Origin of the sequence: Salipiger mangrovisoli, assembly GCF_015223355.1 — a bacterium.
In the GTDB taxonomy this organism is placed as follows: domain Bacteria; phylum Pseudomonadota; class Alphaproteobacteria; order Rhodobacterales; family Rhodobacteraceae; genus Salipiger; species Salipiger mangrovisoli.
This window is the reverse complement of sequence record NZ_JADFFK010000017.1, coordinates 26,571-50,372: the sequence shown is the minus strand read 5'-3', so window position 1 is coordinate 50,372 and position 23,802 is coordinate 26,571. Positions and strand designations below refer to the sequence as shown.

Below are 23,802 nucleotides of genomic sequence, written 5' to 3'. Positions count from 1 at the left end.
GTCAGCGCGACGTGCTGGAGGCTTCGAAGTCGTTGCCGACAAGTGCGGGCGCATCCGCCTGCGGCACGTGGCACTGATTACAGAACCATCGAGTGCCGGCGACGGTGTCGAGTTGATTGCCGCTACGGTCGAGGTAATGGGTCATCGACAGCGTCGGCGCGCCCCGGTCGCCGGCGTTGGTCCAGTCGTGGCAGCTCAGGCACTGGTTGGTGCGCAGGTCGATTTGATATTGGGTCATGGAATGCGGGATCACCGGCGGCTGCTGGCGGTAGTTGCGCACCTCGCGACCCTCTTGCTGTTGGTAGATCTCGGGCGGCTGGAGTTCCTGATCGACCGAGGCGCCGCGCAGCGACTGGATGCCTCCGGATGTCTGCGCCACGACCAGCCCCGCGATGAGCAGGGGCGTTGCGAAGGCGGCGATCTTCGCGATGACCGGCAGTTTCATGGGCGCTCTCCGTAGTTGATTGCTGTCACGCAGGGTGGGTCACTCAGGCGGCGGAGTGTCAGGATCGTTCGGGCGGGGAGGAGGGGGCCTCGACATGGGTGTCGAAGTGATAAGTGAAGGCAAAAACGTCGACCGAGAAGACGTCGACGCAGCGCTTGTAACCGGTGCAATCGAGCGAAATGATGAGCGATGTATCGCCATCCTTGAAGCGCGCCGCCGCCGGCCATCCGCACGGTATCCTTCAGGAACCTGCGGCGTTGCGGCGAAAACGGCGTGGCGGCAGGCATGGTCGGCCTCCTCTAGCCTCTCCTCGGGCGTGGGCGGCCCAGTTCACACCCGCTCGACCTTGCAGGCGCATTTCTTGAAGTCGGTCTGCTTGGACAGCGGACAGGTGGCATCCAGCGTGAGCTTGTTGATCAGCTGCCCCTCGTCGAACCACGGCACGAAAACCAGCCCCTTGGGCACCTTGTTGCGGCCGCGGGTCTCGACCCGACTGAGCATTTCGCCGCGCCGGGTCGAGATGTTGATTTCCTGTCCGCGCCGCAGGCCGCGTTCCTCGGCGTCCTCGGGGTGCATGAAGACCACGGCGGCGGGGAAGGCGCGGTGCAGCTCGGGCACCCTGCGGGTCATCGAACCCGAGTGCCAGTGCTCCAGAACCCGTCCGGTCGAGAGCCAGAGGTCGTATTCCTCGTCCGGCGATTCAGCCGGGGGCTCATAGGGGGCGAAGATGATCTTCGCCTTGCCGTCCGGGTAGCCGTAGAAGGTCACCTCCGTGCCCTCGGGCACGTAGGGATCGTAGCCCTCGCGGAAGCGGTAGAGCGTTTCCTGCCCGTCGACCACCGGCCAGCGCAGCCCGCGCGCCTGATGATACTGCTCGAAGGGCGCGAGGTCGTGGCCGTGGCCGCGTCCGAAGGAGGCGTACTCCTCGAAGAGCCCCTTCTGCACGTAGTAGCCGAAGTGCTGGGCCTCGACATTGTCGAACCCCTCCGCGGTCTCTTCCAGCGGGTAGGCGTTCACCTGGCCGTTCTCGTAGAGCACCTCGTAGAGCGTCTTGCCCGCCAGTTCGGGCATCTTGGCTACCAGTTCGTCGCCCCAGGTCTCCTCGACGGTAAAGCGCTTGGCAAACTCCATCAGCTGCCAGAGGTCTGACTTCGCATCGCCCGGCGCCATCACCTGCTGGTGCCAGAACTGGGTGCGGCGCTCGGCGTTGCCGTAGGCGCCCTCCTTTTCAACCCACATGGCGGCGGGGAGAATGAGGTCGGCGGACATGGCGGTCACCGTGGGGTAGGCATCCGACACCGTGATGAAATTGTCAGAGTTCCGGTACCCGGGCCAACCCTCTTCGTTGATGTTTGGGGCCGCCTGCATGTTGTTGTTGCACTGCACCCAATAGGCGTTGAGGTTTCCATCCCGCAGCGCGCGGTTCTGTTCCACCGCGTGCAAGCCCGGCTTATCGGGGATGGTGCCCTCGGGCAATTTCCAGATCTCCTCCGCATGGGCACGGTGCTCGGGGTTGGTCACCACCATGTCGGCGGGAAGCCGGTGCGAAAAGGTGCCCACCTCGCGGGCGGTGCCGCAGGCCGAGGGTTGACCGGTCAGCGAGAAGGGCGAGTTGCCCGGCTCCGAGATCTTCCCGGTCAGCAGGTGGACGTTGTAGCACAGGCCGTTCGCCCAGGAGCCGCGCGTGTGCTGGTTGAAGCCCATGGTCCAGAGCGACATGACCTTGCGGCTGGGATCGGCGTATTGCTCGGCCAGCCGTTCGAGCTGATGCGCCGGCACGCCGGACATCTCGGAAACCTTCTCCAGCGTGTATTCCGAAACGGCGGCGGCATATTCGTCGAAGTCGATCGGGGTCAGATCGCCCGAATTGGGGTTGGCCGCGGCTTCCTGCAACGGGTTGGTGTCGCGCAGGCCATAGCCGATGTCCGTGGCCGTGCGGGTGATGTTGACGTGCTTTTCCAGAAAGTCCCAGTTCACCGCGTCGTTCTGGATGATGTAATTGGCGATGTAGTTGAGGATCGCCAAATCGGTCTGCGGCGTGAATACCATGCCGTTGTCCGCCAGCTCGAAGCTGCGGTGCTCGAAGGTCGACAGAACATGCACCTGCGCCCCGGGTTTGGTCAGCCGCGTGTCGGTCAGCCGCGACCAGAGGATCGGGTGCATCTCGGCCATGTTCGAACCCCAGAGCACGAAGGTGTCGGCGTGCTCGAAATCGTCGTAGCAGCCCATTGGCTCGTCGATGCCGAAGGCGCGCATGAAGCCGACCACCGCCGAGGCCATGCAGTGCCGGGCGTTGGGGTCGATATTGTTCGATCGAAAGCCCGCCTTCATCAGCTTGGAGGCAGCGTAGCCCTCCCAGACCGTCCATTGCCCCGAGCCGAACATACCGACAGAGGTCGGCCCCTTCGCGGCCAGCGCCGACTTCCATTTCTCGGCCATGACGTCGAAGGCCTCGTCCCAGCTCACCGGTTCGAACTCGCCGTTCTTGTCGTAGACGCCGCCCGACTTGCGCAGCATCGGCGTGGTGAGCCGGTCGGCGCCGTACATGATCTTCGACAGGAAATAGCCTTTGATGCAGTTCAGGCCGCGGTTCACCGGCGCCTCGGGATCGCCCTGGGTGGCGACGACACGTCCCGCCTTGGTGCCCACCAGCACCGAGCAGCCTGTTCCGCAGAAGCGGCAGGGCGCCTTGTCCCAGCGGATGTCCGAATTGCCCGGGGTCTGTGCCAGCGCGCCGGGGGCGAGCGAGATGCCCGCCGCGGCGGCGGTACTGGCGGCGGCGGTGGCCTTGAGGAAAGTCCTGCGCGAGTCCGAGATGGTCATGGGTCAGGTCTCCGGATGAGGGGCGGCGGCGGATGGGCGCTGCGGGAGGTCTTCGAAATGGTGGTAGTTGATGGTCAGCGAGATCACGCCGCGGATCTGGTGCAGCGACATGATGATGTCCGAGGCGAAGGCGGTGTCGGTGTCCTCGACCACCACCACCAGCCGCCCGTCGTCGCTCTGGGCATGGACCTCGACGCCGTCGAGTGCTTCCATCTGCGCGCGGGCATCAAGCAGCGCATCCTGCGCGACGTGGACCAGGCAGCCGCAGATGTTCATCGGACGGCCTCCGTGAGCGGGTCACGCTGCTCGAAGGACACGGCACCGGCGGGACATGTGAAGGCACATTCGCCACAACCGGTGCATTGCGCGGGATCGAGCGTTGGTGCGGCGCGGCCGCCGGTCATCAGCCGAAAGCGGATGGCGCGGGGCTCGCAGGCGTCTTCGCAGGCCTGGCAGGCAATGCCACTGAGCGACAGGCAGGTGTCGGTGATGGTGGCGCTCCACGGCCAGTCGGGCACGGCTTCGGGACATAGTGCACCGGTCTCGCAGGCCTCGGCGCAGGCCCTGCAGAACGTGCAGGCACCGAGCGTGAAGTCGACCAGTGGCAGGGCAGGGCCAGGCGCATCGGGCTGTCGGATGAGGATTGCCTCGGGGCAGGCAAGCAGGCAGTCGCCGCAGCCGCTACAGATCTGCGAGAAGCGGGCCTGAGCCCCCGGGGGCCTCATCAGAGGTGCCTCGGGGCGCGACAATTGCCCGCGAAGGAAGTTGCGTCTGCTGTGCTGGGTCGTCATTGACGTCCTGGCCTTTCGCTGACTCTATGAAAATATAGCAAAATTAAACTATGAGTTGCAGACTGCCACAGGTTGTGAACTCTGAAAAGCCCTGCGTCTCACTTAGCGTAAAGTGGTGTTGTACGTTGTCCAATTGTGAGAGACCTAGCTGTGAAATCTCGTAAGGTTGTTCAATCACAAATCCCGCGTTTCGATCGGACGCCGTGTCTGGCCCAGCCGTTCGCGCAGTAGGACGTGGTGGTCGCCTGCCGCGAAACGACGGGGTGAGCGACTAGCCCACTCAAGCCCCGAGGGACAGTTAGGCGTTCTAAAGCGGTATACTGGCCCTCCGGTCGCCGGCGCGCCTTGGGTTCTGCGGGACGCGAGTTGTGACTGCAAGACTTCGGTGCCAAACATGTTCGGTTTCGCTAAAGGACAAAATTTTGAATGTGTTCCAAGCAATCGATGTGGAATTTCTGGTGAGAGCATGGCGCCAACTCGAGCAGTCTTGCTAAAAGTGCGAGCAACCATCCAGGGAGGGCGCGAGGTGCGGCAATCGAAAGTCTCGATCGGGATGCTGATGATGTGCGTCGGGGTCGCGTGTCTGAGCGTCAATGACGCCTTTGCCAAGCACCTGACGTCTGACTATTCCCCTTTTCAGGTTCTCTTCCTGAGAAATCTCATTGCGCTGCCTTTCGCAATTGTGATCGCGTTGTTCAGCGGTGGAACTGGTGCCTTGCGATCATACCGACCCGCCGCCCATCTCGTCCGCGGTGTTGTCTGGGTGGGTGCCGCCTTCATGTTCTTCTCAAGTTTGAAGCAGATGCCCATCGCTGAAGCGACAGCGTTGGTGTTCGTGGCGCCGCTCTTCATCACTGCGATCTCGGCCATGTTCCTTGGCGAGCACGTCGGATGGAAAAGGTGGCTCGCAGTCTTGGCGGGGTTTCTCGGCGTCGTCATAGCGATACGCCCAGGGGCGGCCAGCTTTCAGCTGGTATCGCTGCTGCCCATCGGAACTGCACTTTTCTACGCTCTCCTCATGGTCAGCGCCAGATGGGTAGACGAGCGTGAGAGCGTTTGGACGCTCCTTCTATATCTTACCGGGGCAGGGGCTCTATTGAGCGCATTCATTGCACCATTCGTATGGCATCCCGTGCCGCTGAGTGACCTGTGGAGGTTCGTGGCTATCGCATTTTTTGGGACAGTTGGGATGACGCTGATCACCCAAGCCTTCCGAATGGCGCCCGCGGTTGTCATTGCGCCTCTCGACTACACGGCTCTGATCTGGGCAACGTTGGCAGGATGGCTCGTTTGGAACGAAATCCCGGAAATGCCCGTATTCGCTGGCGCCGCCATCATCATTGGTAGCGGTATCTTCACAGTGTGGAGAGAGCACAACCGGGAACGACAGTTTGCTCAAGCTGCGCACGCAAACACAGCGGCGTAGGGGTTTGACTTGGCCCCTTGGCGGCACGAAGCCAATACATGTGGCGATTCAGCGCTAAGTCGAAGGCTAACCTATTGGCGCTTATGCGATTTCGGCGCGGGCCCGACGGCGGGGGGCAGGTCATTTCCTGTAGGCTCGAGCGCGCGCCCCGACATTTGAGAAATCACTGCTTTACTGGAGACAATGCAGATCGTTCGAATTCGATTTGTTCTAGGCGAAGGTCCAGCGGGAGCGCCCCGCTACTTCCAAAGCGGGAGATCATCGTGCCGAAAACGGGTCTTTCTCGAAATCGAGATAGCGACCTGCCAGGCCAGCATCGGCAGCGCCCCGAGGCCGAGCACGAGCGCCCACATGCCGGCGTCCGGCGGCACCACGCCCAGCACCCCGGCGAGCGGTGGGATGTAGGGCGGCAGCGCCAGCAGCGCGAGGCAGAGCGCCAGCGCCGCCCAGATCCACGGGTTGCGGGTGATCTCGTTGGAAAGGATACCCGACGCCCCCGCGCGCATGTTGAACACCTGCCAGAGCTGCGTCACCGCCAGCGTCAGGAAGGTGACGGTCACGGTCTCGTCCGGCGAGAGGCCCATCCCGCCCGAGGCCCACATCGCGAGGAAGACGCCCGCGGTCATCAGCAGGCCCTGCGCCAGCAGCCGTAGCCATTGCGGGCGGCCGAGGATCGGCTCGCGCGGATCGCGCGGTGGGCGGGCGAGCACGTTGCCCTCGCCCTCGCCGAGCGCCAGCGCGAAGGCCGGGAAGACGTCGGTGATGAGGTTGAGGTAGAGGATCTGCAGCGGCAGGATCGGCAGCGGCAGCGAGGAGAGCACCGCGAGCCCGACCACCAGCACCTCGCTCAGGTTGCAGGCGAGCAGGTAGGCGGCGAAGCGGCGGATGTTGCCAAAGATCACCCGGCCCTCTCGGATCGCCGCGACGATGGTGGGGAAGGCGTCGTCGAGCAGGATCATCGCCGCCGCCTCGCGCGCCACGTCGGTGCCGCGCCGCCCCATCGCCACGCCGATGTCGGCCTGCCGCAGCGCGGGCGCGTCGTTCACCCCGTCGCCGGTCATAGCGACGATCTCGCCCGCGGACTGGAAGGCGCGGACGATCGCGAGCTTCTCCTGCGGGCTGACGCGGGCAAAGACGCCGATCCGGTCGAGCGCGCCTATTCCGGCGGCGAGATGCGCGGCGTCGACCCCCTCGGCCACGCCCTCCTCGCCGACCTGCAGCCCGATGGTGCGGCTGATGCTGAGCGCGGTGGTGGCATGATCGCCGGTGACCATGACCACGCGGATGCCGGCGCGGTGGCAGGCCTCGATCGCCTGCGGCACGTCGCTGCGGGCCGGGTCCTCGAGCCCGATCAGGCCGAGGAACGTCAGCCCGGCGTAGGGCGCGGCGTCCGGGCGGGGGTCGGTGCGTTCGGCGCAGGCGAGGACGCGCAGCCCCGCCTCCGCCATGGCCTCGACCCGGCGCAGCCATTCCGCGCGCCCCGCGGCGCCGAGCGGGGTGGCGCCGTCGCGGGCATCAAAGCTGCAGGCCTGCAGCACCGCCTCGGGCGCGCCCTTGATCGCGTAGCGGAAGGCATCGCCCGCCGCGTGGACCGTCGCCATCATCCGCGTGGCGGTGTCGAAGGCGACCTGCCGGACGAGCGGGAAGCGCTGCAGCAGCGCCTCGCGGGAGCGGCCCGCCTCGAGCCCGGCGCGCAGCAGCGCGCGTTCCATCGGATCGCCGGCGCCCTCGGCCCGCGCGTCGTCGAGCGCCGCGCCGTTGCAGAGCACCGCGACCTCGACCAGCGCGGCAAGCCCGGCGGCGTCGGCGGCGGAGGGCGGCTCACCCGCGCCCGCATCGTGCTGCCTGCCCGAGGCCGGCCAGTAGCTGCGCACCGCCATGCGGTTCTCGGTCAGCGTGCCGGTCTTGTCGGTCAGGATCAGCGTCGTGGCGCCAAGCGTCTCGACCGCCGAGAGGTGCTCGACCAGCGCATTCTGCCGCGCCATGCGCCACATGCCTCGCGCCAGCGTGAGCGTGGCGACGATCGGCAGCCCCTCGGGGATGGCCGCGACGGCGAGGGCGATCGCCGCCTCGACCATCAGCAGCGGGTCCTTGCCGGTCAGGAGGCCGACCCCCGAGAGCACCACCGCCAGCGCCGTCACTGCCCAGACCAGCTGTGCCGAGAGCCGGGCGAGCTTGCGCTCGAGCGGCGAGCTGCCGGCGCCCGCCTCGGCCACCAGACGCGAGACCTTGCCGATCTCGGTGGCGAGCCCGGTGCCGGTGACGATGCCGAGCGCGAGGCCGCGGGTCAGCGCGGTGCCGCGGAACAGCATCGCGTGGCGGTCGCCGAGCCGTGCCGCCTCGGGCACCGGGGCGGCGGACTTGGCGACCGCCACGGATTCCCCGGTGAGGGTCGACTCGTCGACCTGCAGGTTCGAGCATTCGAGCAGCCGCATGTCGGCGGGGACCGCGTCGCCCGCGTCGAGCACCACGATGTCGCCGGGCACCAGCAGCTCGGCCGAGACCTGCCGCTCGTGGCCGTCGCGGCGCACCCGGGCGCTGCGCGTGTCGAGCGCGCGCAGGCTCTCGATCGAGCGCGCTGCCTTGATCTCGGTGAAAACGCCGATGAGCGCGTTGAGAAGCAGGATCGCAGCGATGGCGGCGGCATCGCCGATCTCGCCGAAGACGAGGGCGAGGACCGCCGCGCCGCCGAGCAGGAAGACCACCGGGCTGCGCAACTGCCGCAGAACCACGGTGAGCGCGCCGAGCCGCTGCTTCGCGGCGATCGAGTTGCGGCCGAAGCGGGCGAGGCGGGTTGCCGCTTCCGCCTCGGAGAGCCCGCCCGCCACCGAGCCGCCGAGCCGCGCCAGCACCGCCTCGCGGGAGAGCGCGTGATAGGGCGTGTCGGGCGCGGGTTCGGTGCTCACCTGGCGGGGTCCTGATCGCGGTCTGTGGAGAATTGCATGTTCTTCTTCGCAAGCTCCAACAATCTTGGACGTCTGCGAGACCGTGAGCAGCGCCCGCCAAACGCGGTTCTTCGCCCGCCAGATCTTCCTGACTCAAAACCTGAGATTATTCGGCGCGGAGCCAGAGAATATGTGAAAGCCAAAATTTCCAGCCAGGGACCTGCCTTCGATCACTTTGACATCAAGACAGGCAAAGGGGCGAATTCCAGAAGGTCACGCGTAACGGCACCCACTACGAAGTCATACAGTTGCGAATGCCCGAACGCCCCGGTCACGAGCAATTTGGAGCCGAATTCCTGGGCGGCGGAAATCAACGTTTCTGCTCGGTGCTCAACGGCGGCACTGCGCTCGGTCACTGTTACACGGTAGCCGAGACGATCGAGTGAGGTTGCGAAATCCGCTCTTCCATCGATGCCTGGAACGGTGCTTTGCGCGCGCGACACGACTGTTACGAGTTCGATCTCGGCGCCGTCCTTTGCAAGGTTCAGCGCGTCGTGGGCAGCCCGGGTTGCCTCGCGCGTATCACTCCAGCCGATGGTCAGTCTGTCAAGAGGGCCGGTCAAAGCTGCCTTCGGTGTCAGGACGAGAACCGGACGTCCGAGGTTTCGGATAATCCGTTCAATCAAATTGCGATCGTCTGGTGAGCGGTTGAGCACGCCATTAGTCCCGACCAAGACCAAATCCGCGCCGCGGGCACCAGAAAGCAAGAATGCCTCGGCACCGTAGAGCGTTGTCTGCGGCCGGTACTCGCCAAGAATTCCGGCAGATTTCACTTCCTTCTCGACTGCCGCCTTGATTTTTTCGGAGTCCTCCTCTTCCCACTGTTGGATGCTCGAATAGATGAGCGGTTCTGCCCCAATACCACCCGTGAAGAGCATGGGGTTGTAAGGGTGCAGTACGCTCAGATGCGCGTCAAAGGCTGATGCCAACGTGGCCGCCTGTGGGAGTGCCCATTCGGCCTCATCGGTATCAAAGAGCACCAGTGTAATCGTTTTTATCGCCATTTTGCGCCACCATGATGAAAAGGTAGAAGAGGAGATATTACAAAAAAATTAGAAGAAACCTCATTGGAAAGAAGTGTTCAGGTCCCTCGATTGAACACATTCTATCCCTGCCGCAGAGTCGCCTGATCGTATTCGCTGTGCAAGCCTTTTCAAGGCTGCGGCAGGGCAATCGCGTCTGGCTCAATGGGCTGTCAGCGCCGTACGAATGCTGCGCAAGAAAATGTCGTCCCAGCCCGCGCGCCGTCGCCTCATGGAGAGTGAGCCCTTGAGCGCATCGGCGCGAGGTGATCACTGACAGCAAGGGATTGCGCCGAGGAGAGTGCCACCAGCCGATCCTTCATCACCGCGGCGAGCTCCTGTGCCGTGTCGACCCCACGCGCGCAGACACTGATCAAGCCGCTGGCGATAGCGAAACTATTGCCGACCCGGTGGCGCATCTCGGCAAGAAGGATCCGTGGCTGCTCCTCAACCAGCTTTCGCAGGCTGATGTCTCGCGTGCGATCTTGCCGGAACCTTGTAGCCGGCCTCACGGCGATCGTATCCCCAGTCCTCTCGCCAAGTCAGGCGCACCGTGCGTCCGCCAAATCTGCGACGCGCGCGCCGATCCGGCGTGCATCCAGATGCTGGAAATGCGGGGCGACCTGAACCCAGCGAACGCGACTGCGATCCTCTGCCAGGTCGATGTCGGGCGCCTCGCCTCGCAGGAGGCGCCCTGAAGATCAGGCTGCTTGGTCCTCAAGCCTGGCGCCCTCGGCGTTTGCCTTCACCGAAGCGATGCCCGCCTCGCGAGCTTGCTCACTGCTGTATGCTTCGCTGGTGCCGATGACTTGGCCATTGCTGGCCTTGAGATTGAACATGGGTCTGCCAGACGCGTTGGCCTTGCGTTCGTAGCGTTCATCAAGCGGCGCGTTTCGACGAACCGATGCGACCCCATTCTCCGCGCTGGCCTTTTGCTTATAGCCCTCGCTGACGAGGATGATTTCCCCGTTGCCGGCTTTCAAGCGGAACCGGAACTCTCCGGCCTTATCCTTATAGAGCTCGAACTTCCCTGCCATTTCTTCAAGTCCCTCGTTACATCTTTCGGTGTCCCCATCGTGCAACCAGTGCCTCCCGGTTGGCAAGTCTTTGACATCTCTTCTGAAGCTAGCGTTTTCACGGACCATATTGATAAATGACGCGGAGGTTCTTTCGCTACAGGGATGCCACAAACGCGAACGTCACCCGTCTGAGAGGCTCAGATTCTGCGCCGCGCCCTGTATTTGTTCGCCAGACCAGAGCCAAGTACAATGATGGGCGCAAGCCGTACGTGGCATGGCGAGGTGCTCAGGCACCGATGACGATCACTGGCGTTAATAGAGCTACGGCGCAACGGGGCAGGTCAGGCGCAGGACTGTGGGGGCAAAAGTTTCGGGCTCGGGTGGCGCAGGTTGCACGACGTGAGGGACGCCGGGACTGCAAACAATCCGAAGTAGCGATCGGTCTGCCGTGAGGCCCTGAGACGAACTACGCTCTTGCGGGTTACGACCTTGCACTGTGGGTGCTGACCCTTTCAATCTCATGGCTTGCGCTCGCGGCGAGGTAGATTTCTGCGACCGCGGCAGAAAACGCCTCAACAGAATGTTTCTGTGCTTTCTCGAGTCCAGCGCGGGCCAGTTCGCGGCGGTCACGCGCGTTGACCAGAAGCCCATGGACGGCATCTGCCCATTGTTCGGTATCTTCATCGGTGAGGATGCCAGTGTTTCGGTTTTGCACGAAGGCGTCCACGCCGGTCGCATTTACGGCGACGACAGGGAGGCCGGCGGCCATCGCTTCGAGGATGACCATGCCCTGCGTCTCGGAGACAGATGCGAAAACGAAGATGTCTGCGATGCCGAGGTAATTCGGTATCTCATCTCCCGAAACCGCGCCTACGATCCGGACCTCCGAGGTGAGGTCCTTGTCTCTAATGATGTCCGTCAAATGGCGTCGCTCGTCGCCTTCGCCAATGATCAAGAGGCGAAATGCCGGAGCCCCTCGGTCTTTCAGCTTCCGCATCGCGGCGATCATGAAATCGAGGTTCTTCTCCCGGGAAAGGCGTGAGACGGTGACCAGGATCTTGCGGCCGTCCGGATTGAATCGGTCGCGAAGCTCTTCAAGCTGGCCCTTGTCAGAGGCCTGGAATCGGGCTGTTTCGACGCCGGTCGGTTGGACATGCACGGGGCGGTCGACACCAATCAGCCTGATATAGTCTCGTGTGACGGGCGTGGGCACGATGATTTCGTCGCATTGATTGGCAAACCGCCGCACAAGCCAATGCGCGATCACGTTCCTGAACAGGGCGCCGGGCAATGGGATGGCATGTGCGAACTGCTCGAGCCGCGTGTGATATGTGAACACTGCGGGGACCTTGAGACTGCGGGCCATTCTGAGCCCAAGAGAACCCAGCCAGAACGGGTGGTGAATATGAATGACATCGGGCTCGAAGTCGCGAACCGTTCGCCAGGTGCCTGAGTGGATGGGATTGGCAACGCGGATCAGATTGCTCCTGCCGCCCAGCGTCGGGACGCGCAGCACACCTTGCTCGTCGGTTTGACCGTCATAGGTCGGGGCGACCACCAGAACTTCATGACCCAGACGTTCCAGTCCGGTCTTCAGGCGCTCCACCGAGATCGCCACGCCCCCGACAAAAGGCAAGTAGGTATTGGTGAACATCACGATCCGGAGCGGGCGGTGGGGCAGCTTCGAAGTCCGCAGGGCGTAGTCGGGATAGTACCGTCGTGCCCGGAACAGCCGATTGTACAGATACAAGCAGGTGACAACGAGTATGGACACGATCAAGAGAAAGTTGAGCCAGCCGACATAGAAGAGGGAGTAGATAAAGAACCAGATCCCCTCGATGCGTCTTGCGAGACCCGTTGGGGCAGTGTTGATCCGACGCATTTCGGCTGAGAGGTCGCCTTTGTCCACTGCTAGATCGAGATAGTGGTAGAAGCTTGCCTCATCGTTCACGACGAGGCCGCCTGCGCCCCCAGTCAGAATGTGGCGCACCCCCCCTATCATCTGGTCGGAGAAAGTCGCTGCGCCGGCCGAAACGACCATGTCGACGCCGAGCTTAGTGATCAGCGCGAGCAGGCGATCCCGACTCTCGGGCTCCGACCAGGCACCCTCGTCAGGAGGAAAAAGTGTCTCCTGCGCCGGCGGGACAAGCGGATGGCCAAGAAAAATGATGACTGGGGTGTCATCGTCAGGCTTCAGGATATCGCGCAGCCATCTTTCCTGCCAGTCGGTGGGTGTCCGGCCCGTCGCATCGAGAAACACGAGGCGGACCTGGGGCAGGGAGAGCGAATAGAAATGAGGCCCGAAACGCTGGTAGAACCTCGTGCTCCCAAACTCTTCATGTTCGTTTTCCCCGAAGGTCAGCAGGTAGGGAACCTTGAGGTGCGACAGAGTGCCAAGCAGAGCGCGGTATTTGTCTTCGCCGCCTCCGCTGACGATATTTCCGGCTGAGACGAGGAATTGGGCACCCGAGGCATTGATCGAGGGAATGATCTGTTGCTCCAGAACGCCGATGGAGTTGTTGCCTTCTCCGATCACCGCGAGGGCCAAGGGCGCGCCGGGTTTCGCCTCTGCAACTCTCTCGATCTCTTCGATTTGTTTGACGAGAAGAGCGCTCGCGTTAGGAGCGCTGATGAGGAGATAGAGGCGATAGCTGGCGATCACCAGGATGACTGCAAGATTTGCGTAGAAGACGAAGGCAAGAAGCTTTCGAGTCATCCTGCGAGCGCCTTCGGGCGAAACGCGAAGAATGACACGATCACACCAATGGCCATCCCGATGTAGATCGTCAGAAACCGCCAGGCGAACACGACAAGAAGGAGCTCGTCGGCTTCCATCTGGGCTGCCATGAACCCTGCGAACGCGAGTTCTGCAAAGCCAGCGCCACCGGGGGTCGGTGCGAAATACATCAGGAAGGTTACGACCGAAAGCGTCCCGATCACCTTGAGCCAATCCACCTCCTGCCCGAGGGCCTCGAGAAGAAGAGCGGGAAAGGCGAAGAGCGTCAGCAGGAAGATCAGGGTCGCGAGCACCGCAGCCAGAGCGAACATGCGCGAGCCTCGGGCGAACCTTGCGAAGCTTGCGGAAAACTCTTGCGTCTCACGCTGCACTGCCACGGTCCAGCGAATACATCGCTGCCGGCCAATGAGACCGATACGAGCCGCAAATCCGAGTACCCGGCTCAGGAGGGCGGCGATCCAGAATGGCCGGAAGAGGACGATCAGGAAACCGGCCAGATAGATCAAGATGATCCCGGAGAGCGACTGTGTCGTGATACGCGCAACACCCTCAGACGACGCGTTGGGGTGGAGAAACTGAATCAACGGCGCGGCGGTGAAGATCAGCAACATGGCGAGGACGGTGCGGATCGTAGTTGCGGCGACCGACGCGCCGACGGCGACGCCGTGGCGGCGCAGATACCAGACTTGGGCGAAGCCGCCGCCGGTCGCGAGCGGTGTCACATTCGAAACCAGGATATTGATGAAAACCAATGGGAAAATTTCATGGACCCTGATCCTCGCCCCAATCGTACGTAGGACGAAGTAGAGACGAAGGCCGTCGGCTAGGAAGTAGACGATCAGAAATCCGAGGATTGCCACGACGGTCTGTGGCTGAACCAGCCTATTATCAAAACTCGGGATCCTCCCTCCAAAGATCGACGACACCGCGGTGAGGCCGACGGCTGTCAATCCAACGAAGAGCAACACGGAGACGATCCAGGCGCTCGGCCGTCCCCAGAGCCGCCCCTCTTCCGCGGAGCGCGGTTTCTCGTCGTGTTGCACTGAAACTTCCTTGTATCGATCTCGTGCAGATATTCCGGCACCTTGTCGATGGCAACGCCGCGCCCTTGCAATTGCGTGGGCCGGCTCCCTATTTCCTGACACATGCAAGGCGCTCGTACGCTTTTCATGTTGCGAGGGAGGGGGACGTTAAGCGTGCTCACGATAGACGGAGCCTAGGTGGCAAGGATGTCTTTGTCGAAGGCAGAACTCACGGGAGCGCTACGCGTTTCTGCGAGGGGTTTTGCGGCTACCCAGACACCCGCGCGGCGCAACAGCAGCTTCATCGACGCGCTCCAGTCGTGCGAACCCGCGGGCACGTGGCCCTCGCAGTATGCCTTCCCCAATTGGCTCCCACGGAGAGTGCGCCGGACTTGCGGGACAGAAACTTCGAGCGCCCCAGCAGGCGCTAATCAAGGAAAACGAATGACACATGACTTGCTCCTGGTGGCCGCTGGCCTCGTACTTCTATTCGTTGGCGGCGAAGGGCTGGTCCGCGGCTCAGTGGCGCTTGCCGAGAGATTCGGGATCTCGAAACTACTCATCGGACTTGTCATTGTCGGTTTCGGGACCTCAACGCCGGAGCTGCTGGTGTCGGTCAATGCCGCGCTCGACGGCGCCCCGGAGATTGCGTTTGGCAACGTCGTCGGCTCGAACATCGCCAATATTCTCTTGATCGTGGGCGTCGCGGCGTTGATCCTGCCCATTTCCGGATGGCAACGCACGGCGGTCAGGGAAGCCTTGATTGCGACCTTGGTTGCACTCGTGGTGGTTGGGCTCACACAGGGCGAGGTTATCAACCGGGTGGAAGGCCTGGCCATGCTGGTGGTGCTCGCCGGTTACCTGGCGTCCAGCGTGTGGCTGGAACGGCGCGACCGCGAGGCCAAGACATTTGAACATGAAGCTGAGGAGTTCGAAGACATCCCTCTGTCACGCCCCTGGCTTCCTCCTGTTCTGGCACTTGGTGGGATCGGCGCCCTCGTCTATGGCGCGGATCTTCTCGTTGAAGGCTCGGTCAACATCGCGCGCTCCTTTGGCGTGCCTGACGCAGTGATCGGCCTTTCCCTGGTTGCGGTCGGGACCTCCTTGCCGGAGTTGGCGACTGCCATTGTTGCTGCGGTCCGCAAGCACACCGATGTCGTTCTTGGCAACGTGATTGGCTCGAACATCTTTAACATCCTTGCCATCTTGGGCGTCACCGTCGTGATCCAGCCTATAGAGGTCACCGCCAGGTTTCGCGAAATCGACACGCCGGTGATGCTCGGCGCCAGCCTACTGCTCCTTGCGCTTCTCTTCGCGACCACGCGGATTTCGCGGCTTTGGGGCGCAACGATGTTGGTGGCCTACGCCGCATATATGGTCTTCCTCTTCTCCAGCGGGATAACAAGTTGATCCAAGGTCTTAGTCCCGCGGAGCTCAGGATTTTCGAAGAGCACCTTGTGATCCGCGCAGGCGTGCCGCTAGTCTACAGAAGACGCAGGGCCTGTTCCTGCTGTCGTCTTCACAGCACCCAACGGGACCACCCGTAGCGACCAATGGCCGGCCTATGTGCCGGGCATTTTCTTGCCTCAGTCATCCAGCGTCGCATCGATTTCGATCATCGCTCGGTTCTTCTGGCCCCGGTTCGGGACAGCGATCTGGGCATTGTTGATGCCTTTTCCGGAGAATGAGAGCTGGAGAAGACCCAGATTTTCGTCGGGCTCACGCACGGAGTAGCCCGCCGCCAGCAACGCGATCCGCCAAGCGCCGAGGAGTTCGCCCGCGTCTTGGGTTGTCGCGAGCCGAAGCAGCCGCATCGAAGAGCCAATCTCGCGCGATGTCACAACTTCCATGTCTTTCGGGAGTTGGAGCACCTGGGGCAGCCAGTCTGGTCCGGAAACCTCGGCGTGAACCGCAGCCGCAGCGGAAGACATAAGTACCCAAGCCGCTAGTGGTGCCGTGAGTTTAGACATCTCAGCTCCGATGACTCGCGTTGAGCACGTTTACGAAATGATACACCAGCTAGGATCGAAGAAACGAGAGTCGGGATGTTGAAATGCGCGGCGTTCCCGGCGGCGCGACAAATCTAGGCAGAAGGGAGGGCTGCTCGGGCATCGCCTTAGCCAATCGAGTGCCGCCGTCCGTGCGCGTCCGACATTGTCTGGCTCTACAGGGTAGCGCCACCGCTACGGCTACCTCCCTGACCAACAGCGCGAGGAGCTGGGCGCCACGAAAGGTCTCGGCATCAATGCCGGATTACTCTGCCCGAACGCGATTGCGAGTCTTCTTTAGCTGCAGAACATGCTCGGCGTATTTGTCCACGAGACCTTTGATGGTTTCGGACGAAGGCTGCGGTGCTGCCTGGTCCCATGGACATCCATCCTGAATTTCCCGCAACACGCGCTCGGTGCGAGAGATTTCCTCGTAGACCCAGGTCTCGAAATCTTTTGTCGCGGTAATCTTCTGCCCTCGTGAGCTCTGCATGCCAATGTGCGCGGCGATATTAGCTCGCTAGGTCATTCGATTGGAACGCGGTAGGATGGCGCGTGGGCTTGCTGCCTCAGGTCGGAAGTCTCGCGATTTGCGTCATTGAGGAAACCGGCGCGTCGTCAAATGCCAATCGTGGCAGCTCGCCTCGGCGTTGCTCAGGTCGCGAAGCCAAAGGCCACCAGGGCAGCAACGACGATGAGGAGACCACCGAAATAGACGAGGGCGGCTTGGCGGAGCGTGAGGCCGACCGGTCCTTGATCAGCGTCTGTGTCCGCGCGCTCTCTCGGGTCGTCCAGCTGCGTGGTGCCGGTGTCTGCCATGTTGCTGCCGCTTGGGTTCATTTCCAGTCCCTGCCACCTGAGGTGCCCGTTTACAGGCGCGCCGCGTGCAATCCCTGCGCCGACATGGGGAGCGCGCCCGGCCAAGACAAGGAGCCCGCATCGCCTTTTTTGGAAGCCGCCCAAAAGGCTGCCCTTGGGATAGGGCAGGGCGGCAGCTGTCGACCATATGTGCCGAGAATGGTGCCGATTAGCGGAGCTGGCGCGCCTGCTTGCGGAATTTCTTTGAAACCCTATCTTCCCGCCACTGCAAGCTTTGCGGTGTCAGGGGAGGGGGCCTTGAACGTGGGTTCGGATTTTTCGACATGCCGACTGGAGGAGACGCCCTATCGGCGTGCGTCCCGAGTGGACCCCAAGTTCCGCCGGGACGGTTACGAGAGCGCTTTTGATGCAACCACGCTCTGGTTCGATGCCGTCTGGCACGACGGTTGTGTTACGCTCGTCTGCCCGCGCCTGAACAACCTTGCCGCCCTCTTCAAGCGCGGCAAGGTCATGCTCGACGCGGAGGAGGCAAAGCCCAACGTCAGGACGTTCTACCGCCATAGCACGGTGTCCTTGAAATGCCCTTTGCCTCCCGTGCGGATCAGCTTGGACATCGACGGATTCCGGCTCGAAACGCCGGTCCGGATCGCGACGCCTGAGAGGTTTCGCGGCAGAAACACGATCGTCACCATGTCCAAGGACAATGACCTTCGTTGGATTGAAGACTTCGCGGGTTTTCATGCCCGTACCCAAGGCGCTGAGAGCATCCTTTTCATCGACAATGGCTCCACGACTTACACGGTGAGCGAGATCCAAGGCGTGCTGGAGCACGCCGGGCTCGATGCGCTCGTGCTGAGGACTGAGTTGCCCTTTGGTCCGAGAGGTTTCAAGCCCTACAGCAACAGTGAACTCTACCTGCAAACCTGCGCGCTAAATGCCGTGCGGCTGCGTTACCTGCAGGAAGCGCGTGCGGTGCTGTTTTGCGATATCGACGAATTGGTCTTGTCGCGAGGTGCGGAGACAGTTTTCGATGCCGCGGCGCGGGCACCGTTTGGCTACACGCGGTTCAGCGGGACGTGGCGGTACGCCGTCGAGGAACGCGACACCTCCCTCGTGCGCCATGCCGATCACGTCTTTCGAAAACCTGGGGAAACATCCTGCCCGCACAAGTGGTGCGTTCGGCCTGGCGGCCCGGTCGGTCAGGCACAGTGGCGACCGCATACGCTTGAGGGCTTCCCGTTCAATTGGATGTTTGACAGCAAGGACTTCACCTTCCACCACTGCCGGCAGATCACGACCGGCTGGAAACGAAACACGGCCCTCAGCGAGGAGCTCCATCTCGTCGAGGACGTTTCGGCCGCAGACCTCGCGGGGCGCCGACGGCAAGATGTCATCCACCCGCGCGCGAGCGACGCGCCTTTGCGGCGCCTGCTTGGAAGGGCCGTCGAGACCGCTTCGCGATATTTCTTCGGCCTGTCGGTGGTCCGGCAGCTGGCAACGGCGGCGTTCATGCTGTGCTGCTTCAGCATCGTGCTCGAAGAGGCTCTGGACAATGACCCCCCTGGGCGCGAGATCGCGGCCCTCTTGGCGACCGTGCAGCGGGTTTCCGAGATCGATCCATTTTAGGGCCGCGTCAGAATGCGGATTTCCATAGGCACCGACGTCCGTCCAGGGGGTGATCTGGAGGCGAAAGGGCCTTTTCGATCATGTGCCGAAAGGCCCTAAGAAAGAGGCCCGGCAGTTGGCCGGGCCAGTTCAGAAGCAAACGGGGAGCCTGCTTCCAAGAGCTTTGACAGGGTGTGTCTCGGCGTTGACGTTAGGTGCGCGAGGGGGCCGATGTCCATACGCGGATTTCGCAAAGACCATCATTTAAGGACTGAGAGGTCTCCGATCAAATCCTCCACCGGGTCGAGAAGGTCGAGGTTCCGCACGCCACAATATCGCCATCAGGGTATGGTGAAGGGGCGCTGCAACTTGGAGGCATGTAGGCCATGCTGAACGCTGATCATGACCTTGGCGCGTACCGTCAATTCGCGACCGATCTTGGGACGCCTTGCGTCGCCTTTGGAGGACGTCGCCAAGCTTTACCTGTGCACCCCCAAGGTGCATGGGATAGAGCCGCTGGACGCACACGTGAATGAATTGACGACAATGCTCCAGCAGGTGAAAGCGCTGGAACGCGCGGCGGCAGCGCGACGTCGAACTCTTCAATTCTCGGGCACGAACCACAAATAGCTGCATGAAGACAGACAACTTTGTCATTCTCGCAGCGCTCTTCCTTGTCTTGATGGGCGCAGCGATCGGGTTCGCCTGGGATGCGACGCGAGACACCACGCGGGCGGCAGCGCTTTACCTTGATCAATGCGCCTCTTGTCATGGCAGCGCCCTCGAGGGGCAAAGCGGCTGGCGGCAAGCAGTGTTCGACAGTCGCTCGGCTGCGCCACCCCTGAACGGAACCGGGCACGCGTCTCTTCACTCGGATGACATGCTCCTGCGCACGATGATGCGCAAGGCGTGGCCGGGGGTGGGGCACACTGGGCCCGACCTTGGCGCGAAATACCCAGACGGGGAATTCGAGGACCTTCTTGCGTGGATCAAGACCCACTGGCCGAAGCGAGAACTGAGCTACCAGCAGAACTTGACGGAGTGGGCAGAAGAGCGAACCGGCCCCCGTTAGATGCTGAGCAGCTAGGCTGCCGTCGCAATGCGGAGGAGATGGGACAAACTGCACATGGAAACAACGCGCTTCTGCCATTGGGGTCGTCTGTTGACCCTGCTGATCCAGGCGATCGTTTCCAAGTCGCCGTTCAACAGATGCACCGCCGTTGCACCGCACCCTTCTCCGCGGCGTTACTTGTATTCGATAAGACAGGGCTTACGACGCATTACACGACGCAGCAGGTAGGTCAGCGCTCCATGCGCTTCCGGGATTTTCGCGAGGGCGTTGAACAGGGCCACCTCCGGATCGTCGCCCAAGAAAATTCTGCGCCCCACCTGTGCGGGCCACGCCAGCAAGAGCAGCATCGCCCAAGGCGTCTCCAGCCAAGCCAGACCCAAGGCGACTGGAAGTGTTGTGGTCCACGCCAAGCTGCGGAGCAGTCCTCTTATGCCGTGGAATTCCGGAGCTCGCCCGTGGAGCGCGGCCCCTTCGGCGTACGCGTAACCACCACGTCGGCCGCGCTGCCACCATTGCCGCAAGCTACGGATGTCTGCGTCATGGAGCGTCATTTCCTGGTCGAGCCGCCAGATGCTCCAGCCTCGGGTCCGAAGCCTGACGCAGAGTTCTGGCTCTTCCCCGGCGATGAGATCTGCATTGAACCCGCCCACCGACGCGACCGCGGTGGCTCTGACCAATGCGTCCCCGCCGCAAGCCTTGGCGCGGCCCGGGCGTGTGGCCCATTCGGCATCCATGAGCCGATTGTAGACCGAGATTTCCGGGAAGCGTTCGCGCCGTCGGCCGCACACCACTGCGCAGTGGGGGGTCGCCGCCAGAAACCGGGTGGCGGTCTCAATCCATCCGGGCTGCAAAACGCAGTCGCCATCAATGAATTGAACATATGGTGGGCAGGTGCCTGTCGCCGCCTGGGCGAAGCCGACATTACGGGCGCGCGCGGCGGTAAAGGGCAGATGCATCGGCAAGTCGACCAGTTCCACGCCCATGGCTACCGCAAGCGCCTGACTACCGTCGTCGGAACCGCTGTCGACATAGATCACGCGAGCGACTTCACTCTGCACAGAGGCAAGGCACGCCCGCAGGCGCTCACCTTCGTTTCGGCCAATTACCACCGCAACAACATCATGCCGGTCGAACATCGTGCGAGTCACACACCAAAAATCACTGCGTGCTTTTCGTAAAGCATAGCGGCGGCAATATGGCGAAGAGCAGTACGCCGGGCGGCACCTTCCGGCCCGTGCGCTCCGGTGGTATCGTCTGAGGAATGGAGGCACATACGCGTGCCGGACCAGCCGCCAATGAGAAGATGATGAAATACTCTCCCGGAACGCGCTGTCGCGCGTCTCTGTCGCTGCCGATCATTCGCGCGTCAAGGAGTCAGCACCAATCCGGGAGGCTGACTGTCGGCAGCTTGTTGTCGGGTCTCGGTGAAGCGTCCTTCGGCTGGGCGCTTGTGGTGCTCTCGTTGGTCAATCTTCTGCCCTTGCCGCCGGGGTTCACCCTTCTGACCGCGATCCCCTTGCTGGTGGCGAGTGCCCAAGTGTGCCTCGGGTACCCATCGATCCGCCTCCCGCGCAAGTTTGCGGATCTGCACCTGGATCACGACAAGCTGCGCCGGACAGTGCTGCGCCTTCGACCCTTGACGCGTCGCCTCGAGCGCCTCCTCCAAAAGCGCCATCGCTACGTATTCAAGCGTAAGCGGCGTCTGCTCCCCACCGGAGTTCAGCTTGACGGCGTGAAGTTCCACGGCAGGAGCTCGTCGATCCGGTGCGCAGGATGGCCTGCCGCGATCGCCTCGAGCGTCGTCTTGAGGTAGGCGAAGGGCTCCACGCCGTTGATCTTTGCGGTGGCGATGAGCGAGGCGATGCGGCCCCAGGTGCGTCCGCCTTCATCGTGCCCAGCAAAGAGTGCGTTCTTCCGTGTCAGGGCGATCGGCCTGATGAGGTTCTCCACGGCATTGGAGTCGATCTCGACGCGGCCGTCCTGCAGGAAGGTCTGCAGCCCGTCCCACTGCCGGTGGATGTAGGCGAGTTTCTCTCCGAGGCGGGACTTGGCGGAGACCCGGCGGCGCTGGAACTGCAACCATTCGCCGAACTCGGCCACCAGCGGCGCGGTGCGTGTCTGTCTCGCCGACAGGCGCTGTCCCGGTCCCATGCCGCGGATCTCGGTCTCGATACGGTAGAACTCGGCGATCCGGCGCAGCCCCTCGGCGGCGACCTCCGATCCGTCGCGGTCAAAGACTTCCTTCAGCTTTCGGCGCGCATGTGCCCAACAGTGTGCAACCGTGATCGGCGCCCCGCCCGTGCGCGAGGGGCGCGTCAGCCGATCGTAGCCGGCATAGCCGTCCAGCTGCAGGATGCCGTCAAAGCCCAGCAGGATCTGCTCCGCGTTCACGCCGGCGCGGCTCGGGTGATACGTGAAGACCACGCCGGGCGGGTCATCGCCGCCCCAACCCCGATCGTCTCGGGCCAGCGCCCAGAGGAAGCCGGTCTTCGTTCGGCCCCGCCCGGGTTCCAGAACCGGCGCCGTGGTTTCGTCCATGAAGAGCTTTCCCGAGCTCTTCAAATGCTCGGCGAGCCGATCGACCACCGGGGCAAGGTGGAAGGCCGCGGTGCCGACCCAATCGGCGAGCGTGCTGCGCTGGAGCTCGATCCCAGAGCGCGCGAGGACCTGGCTCTGGCGATACAAGGGCAGATGGTCGGCGAACTTGGCGACGAGCACATGCGCGATGGCGCCCTCGGTCGGTAGCCCGCCCTCGATCAGGTGGGCGGGGGCCGGAGCCTGGGTGATCCCTTCGGCGCAGGCACGACAGGCATACTTTGGCCGGACCGTCACGATGACGCGGAGCTGGGCCGGCACGATGTCCAGCCGCTCGCTGCGGTCCTCGCCGATCCGGTGCATCGTGCCGCAGCCGCACGGACAGTCCAGGCTGGCCGGCTCGATCACCTGCTCGGTCCGGGGGAGTCCTTCGGGCAGATTGCCTCGGTTGCGCCGGACGGTCTTGGCTCGCCGCGGACCGGACGAGGCCGGGGCGTCTTCATCCTGCTGCGCCTCGACCTCGGCAACGGCAGTTTCCAGGTCCTCGAAGGCCAGCTGCCGCTCGTCCTCGCTGAGCCTCTCGGACTTCTTGCCATGTACGACCTGGTTCAGCTCGGCGACGAGATGCTCGAGGCGCTTGTTGGCTTCCCTGAGTGCATCGCGCTCACGCAGCACGGCCAGAACAGCTTCACGCTGGTCTTCCGGAATGGCCGACAGGTCGAGGGGTGGGGCGCTGGACATGGCGGGATCATACCCTGCTCCCGTCTTCGGCAGGCAGGCTTTCCCGCCCCTGAGTCATTCTGCCACAGCCGGGCGGCGCGCTTCCAGGGACCGCACCCGCCGCCAATCCAGCCCGGCGAACAGCGCCTCGAACTGGGCGCGGTTCAGCGTCATCGCCCCATTCCGGATCGCGGGCCAGGTGAAGGTGCTCTCTTCCAGCCGCTTGTAGGCCATGACGAGGCCGCTGCCGTCCCAGAACAGGATCTTCATCCGGTCCGCGCGCTTCGCCCGGAAGACGAAGACCGTCCCGGTGAACGGATCCTCGGCCAGGGTCGACTGCACCAGGGCGGCCAGGCCATCATGTCCCTTGCGGAAGTCTACCGGCTTCGTCGCCACCAGGATGCGGACGCCTTGGGACGGCATCAGCATGTCGGTGCTTCCAGAGCATGCACGATCGCGGCGATCCGATCTGCCGGCGTGTCGGGCGACAGCTCGATCTGCATCGCTCCCCTGATGATCCGGATCATATGCTCGGGCGTCGCGCTCGTCGGCTCGTTCCTCTCGGCCGGATCGCAAACGACCAGCGGCGCGAAGACCGGCTCGCCGATCTCCTCGGCGGGGAGAACCAGCTGTCCGTGCTTTGCCAGGCGCCGCCAAGCCGAGAGCTGGTTCGGGCGGATGCCATACCGACCGGCCACAGCATACACTGTCGCCCCCGGCTCCAAGGTCTCTGCCACAGCGCGAGCCTTAGCATCGTCCGGCCAGCGCCGGTGACCCGACGCGTAGATCTCGACGCCCAGAGATTTGAGAAACGAATTTGTGGCGCACATTGC

At 63.0% G+C, this 23,802-nt stretch carries 21 protein-coding genes; 5 read left to right on the top strand and 16 right to left on the bottom strand.

The window, feature by feature from the left end; genetic code table 11:
* Nucleotide 1: 1 nt before the first annotated feature.
* From IQ782_RS20195 to IQ782_RS20180, 4 genes are all read right to left on the bottom strand, one after another.
* On the bottom strand, nt 2-445 hold the full coding sequence (locus IQ782_RS20195) for a nitrate reductase cytochrome c-type subunit (protein WP_194136485.1): 444 nt from the start codon (nt 443-445) through the stop codon (nt 2-4).
* A gap of 330 nt (nt 446-775) precedes the next feature.
* A complete protein-coding gene (napA, locus tag IQ782_RS20190) occupies nt 776-3,268 on the bottom strand; it encodes a nitrate reductase catalytic subunit NapA (protein WP_240989433.1) in 2,493 nt (830 codons plus the stop codon).
* A 3-nt stretch (nt 3,269-3,271) separates the two neighbouring features.
* The gene (locus IQ782_RS20185; RefSeq protein WP_194136484.1) at nt 3,272-3,544 is read right to left on the bottom strand and encodes a chaperone NapD; all 273 of its coding nucleotides are present in this window, start codon (nt 3,542-3,544) and stop codon (nt 3,272-3,274) included.
* The gene (locus IQ782_RS20180) at nt 3,541-3,993 is read right to left on the bottom strand and encodes a ferredoxin-type protein NapF (protein WP_240989432.1); all 453 of its coding nucleotides are present in this window, start codon (nt 3,991-3,993) and stop codon (nt 3,541-3,543) included. Before IQ782_RS20180 ends, IQ782_RS20185 begins: the two co-directional genes overlap by 4 nt.
* Nucleotides 3,994-4,453: 460 nt before the next feature.
* Between IQ782_RS20180 and IQ782_RS20175 the strand changes: the two genes are divergently transcribed.
* Nucleotides 4,454-5,485 (top strand): DMT family transporter, encoded by a 1,032-nt coding sequence (locus IQ782_RS20175; protein ID WP_240989431.1) that lies wholly within the window; start codon nt 4,454-4,456, stop codon nt 5,483-5,485.
* A gap of 239 nt (nt 5,486-5,724) precedes the next feature.
* Here IQ782_RS20175 and IQ782_RS20170 read toward each other — a convergent pair whose 3' ends face one another.
* The 6 genes from IQ782_RS20170 to IQ782_RS20145 form a co-directional block, all read right to left on the bottom strand.
* Nucleotides 5,725-8,391 carry an HAD-IC family P-type ATPase gene (locus tag IQ782_RS20170; protein WP_194136482.1) on the bottom strand — a complete coding sequence of 889 codons (2,667 nt, stop codon included), beginning with the start codon at nt 8,389-8,391 and terminating at the stop codon, nt 5,725-5,727.
* Between the two features lie 209 nt (nt 8,392-8,600).
* Nucleotides 8,601-9,434 (bottom strand): universal stress protein, encoded by an 834-nt coding sequence (locus tag IQ782_RS20165; RefSeq protein WP_194136481.1) that lies wholly within the window; start codon nt 9,432-9,434, stop codon nt 8,601-8,603.
* A 248-nt stretch (nt 9,435-9,682) separates the two neighbouring features.
* Nucleotides 9,683-9,871: an HWE histidine kinase domain-containing protein gene (locus tag IQ782_RS30410; protein WP_194136480.1), complete on the bottom strand. Its 189-nt coding sequence runs from the start codon at nt 9,869-9,871 to the stop codon at nt 9,683-9,685.
* A gap of 282 nt (nt 9,872-10,153) precedes the next feature.
* Nucleotides 10,154-10,489 (bottom strand): YegP family protein, encoded by a 336-nt coding sequence (locus IQ782_RS20155; protein ID WP_194136479.1) that lies wholly within the window; start codon nt 10,487-10,489, stop codon nt 10,154-10,156.
* 463 nt (nt 10,490-10,952) lie between these two features.
* Entirely contained in the window at nt 10,953-13,187 is a 2,235-nt protein-coding gene (locus IQ782_RS20150) for a glycosyltransferase (RefSeq protein ID WP_194136478.1), read from the bottom strand.
* Nucleotides 13,184-14,251 carry a flippase-like domain-containing protein gene (locus IQ782_RS20145; protein ID WP_194136477.1) on the bottom strand — a complete coding sequence of 356 codons (1,068 nt, stop codon included), beginning with the start codon at nt 14,249-14,251 and terminating at the stop codon, nt 13,184-13,186. Before IQ782_RS20145 ends, IQ782_RS20150 begins: the two co-directional genes overlap by 4 nt.
* A 423-nt stretch (nt 14,252-14,674) precedes the next feature.
* On the opposite strand from IQ782_RS20145, the gene IQ782_RS20140 reads away from it, so the two are divergent.
* Nucleotides 14,675-15,640, top strand: coding sequence for a calcium/sodium antiporter (locus IQ782_RS20140; RefSeq protein WP_194136476.1), 966 nt, complete (start codon nt 14,675-14,677; stop codon nt 15,638-15,640).
* A gap of 176 nt (nt 15,641-15,816) precedes the next feature.
* Here IQ782_RS20140 and IQ782_RS20135 read toward each other — a convergent pair whose 3' ends face one another.
* The gene (locus IQ782_RS20135; RefSeq protein WP_194136475.1) at nt 15,817-16,200 is read right to left on the bottom strand and encodes a hypothetical protein; all 384 of its coding nucleotides are present in this window, start codon (nt 16,198-16,200) and stop codon (nt 15,817-15,819) included.
* A 672-nt stretch (nt 16,201-16,872) separates the two neighbouring features.
* A complete protein-coding gene (locus IQ782_RS20130) occupies nt 16,873-17,037 on the bottom strand; it encodes a hypothetical protein (RefSeq protein WP_194136474.1) in 165 nt (54 codons plus the stop codon).
* A gap of 297 nt (nt 17,038-17,334) precedes the next feature.
* Between IQ782_RS20130 and IQ782_RS20125 the strand changes: the two genes are divergently transcribed.
* Nucleotides 17,335-18,663 carry a glycosyltransferase family protein gene (locus IQ782_RS20125; protein ID WP_194136473.1) on the top strand — a complete coding sequence of 443 codons (1,329 nt, stop codon included), beginning with the start codon at nt 17,335-17,337 and terminating at the stop codon, nt 18,661-18,663.
* A 613-nt stretch (nt 18,664-19,276) separates the two neighbouring features.
* Complete coding sequence (locus tag IQ782_RS20120) at nt 19,277-19,714, top strand: c-type cytochrome (RefSeq protein ID WP_194136472.1); 438 nt, start codon at nt 19,277-19,279, stop codon at nt 19,712-19,714.
* A 173-nt stretch (nt 19,715-19,887) separates the two neighbouring features.
* Here IQ782_RS20120 and IQ782_RS20115 read toward each other — a convergent pair whose 3' ends face one another.
* Nucleotides 19,888-20,850, bottom strand: a complete 963-nt coding sequence (locus IQ782_RS20115; protein ID WP_194136471.1) for a glycosyltransferase family 2 protein — start codon at nt 20,848-20,850, stop codon at nt 19,888-19,890.
* 125 nt (nt 20,851-20,975) lie between these two features.
* On the opposite strand from IQ782_RS20115, the gene IQ782_RS20110 reads away from it, so the two are divergent.
* The gene (locus IQ782_RS20110) at nt 20,976-21,527 is read left to right on the top strand and encodes an exopolysaccharide biosynthesis protein (RefSeq protein ID WP_338092616.1); all 552 of its coding nucleotides are present in this window, start codon (nt 20,976-20,978) and stop codon (nt 21,525-21,527) included.
* On the opposite strand, the gene tnpC is transcribed toward IQ782_RS20110, so the two are convergent.
* Genes tnpC through tnpA form a run of 3 tightly spaced genes read right to left on the bottom strand, consistent with a single transcriptional unit; the run spans nt 21,434 to nt 23,799 of the window.
* Complete coding sequence (gene tnpC, locus IQ782_RS20105; protein ID WP_194136469.1) at nt 21,434-22,990, bottom strand: IS66 family transposase; 1,557 nt, start codon at nt 22,988-22,990, stop codon at nt 21,434-21,436. The genes IQ782_RS20110 and tnpC overlap by 94 nt on opposite strands.
* A 54-nt stretch (nt 22,991-23,044) precedes the next feature.
* On the bottom strand, nt 23,045-23,398 hold the full coding sequence (tnpB, locus tag IQ782_RS20100; RefSeq protein ID WP_043868169.1) for an IS66 family insertion sequence element accessory protein TnpB: 354 nt from the start codon (nt 23,396-23,398) through the stop codon (nt 23,045-23,047).
* Entirely contained in the window at nt 23,392-23,799 is a 408-nt protein-coding gene (tnpA, locus tag IQ782_RS30220; RefSeq protein ID WP_277347882.1) for an IS66-like element accessory protein TnpA, read from the bottom strand. The genes tnpB and tnpA overlap by 7 nt, the downstream gene beginning before the upstream one ends.
* Between the last annotated feature and the right edge of the window lie 3 nt (nt 23,800-23,802).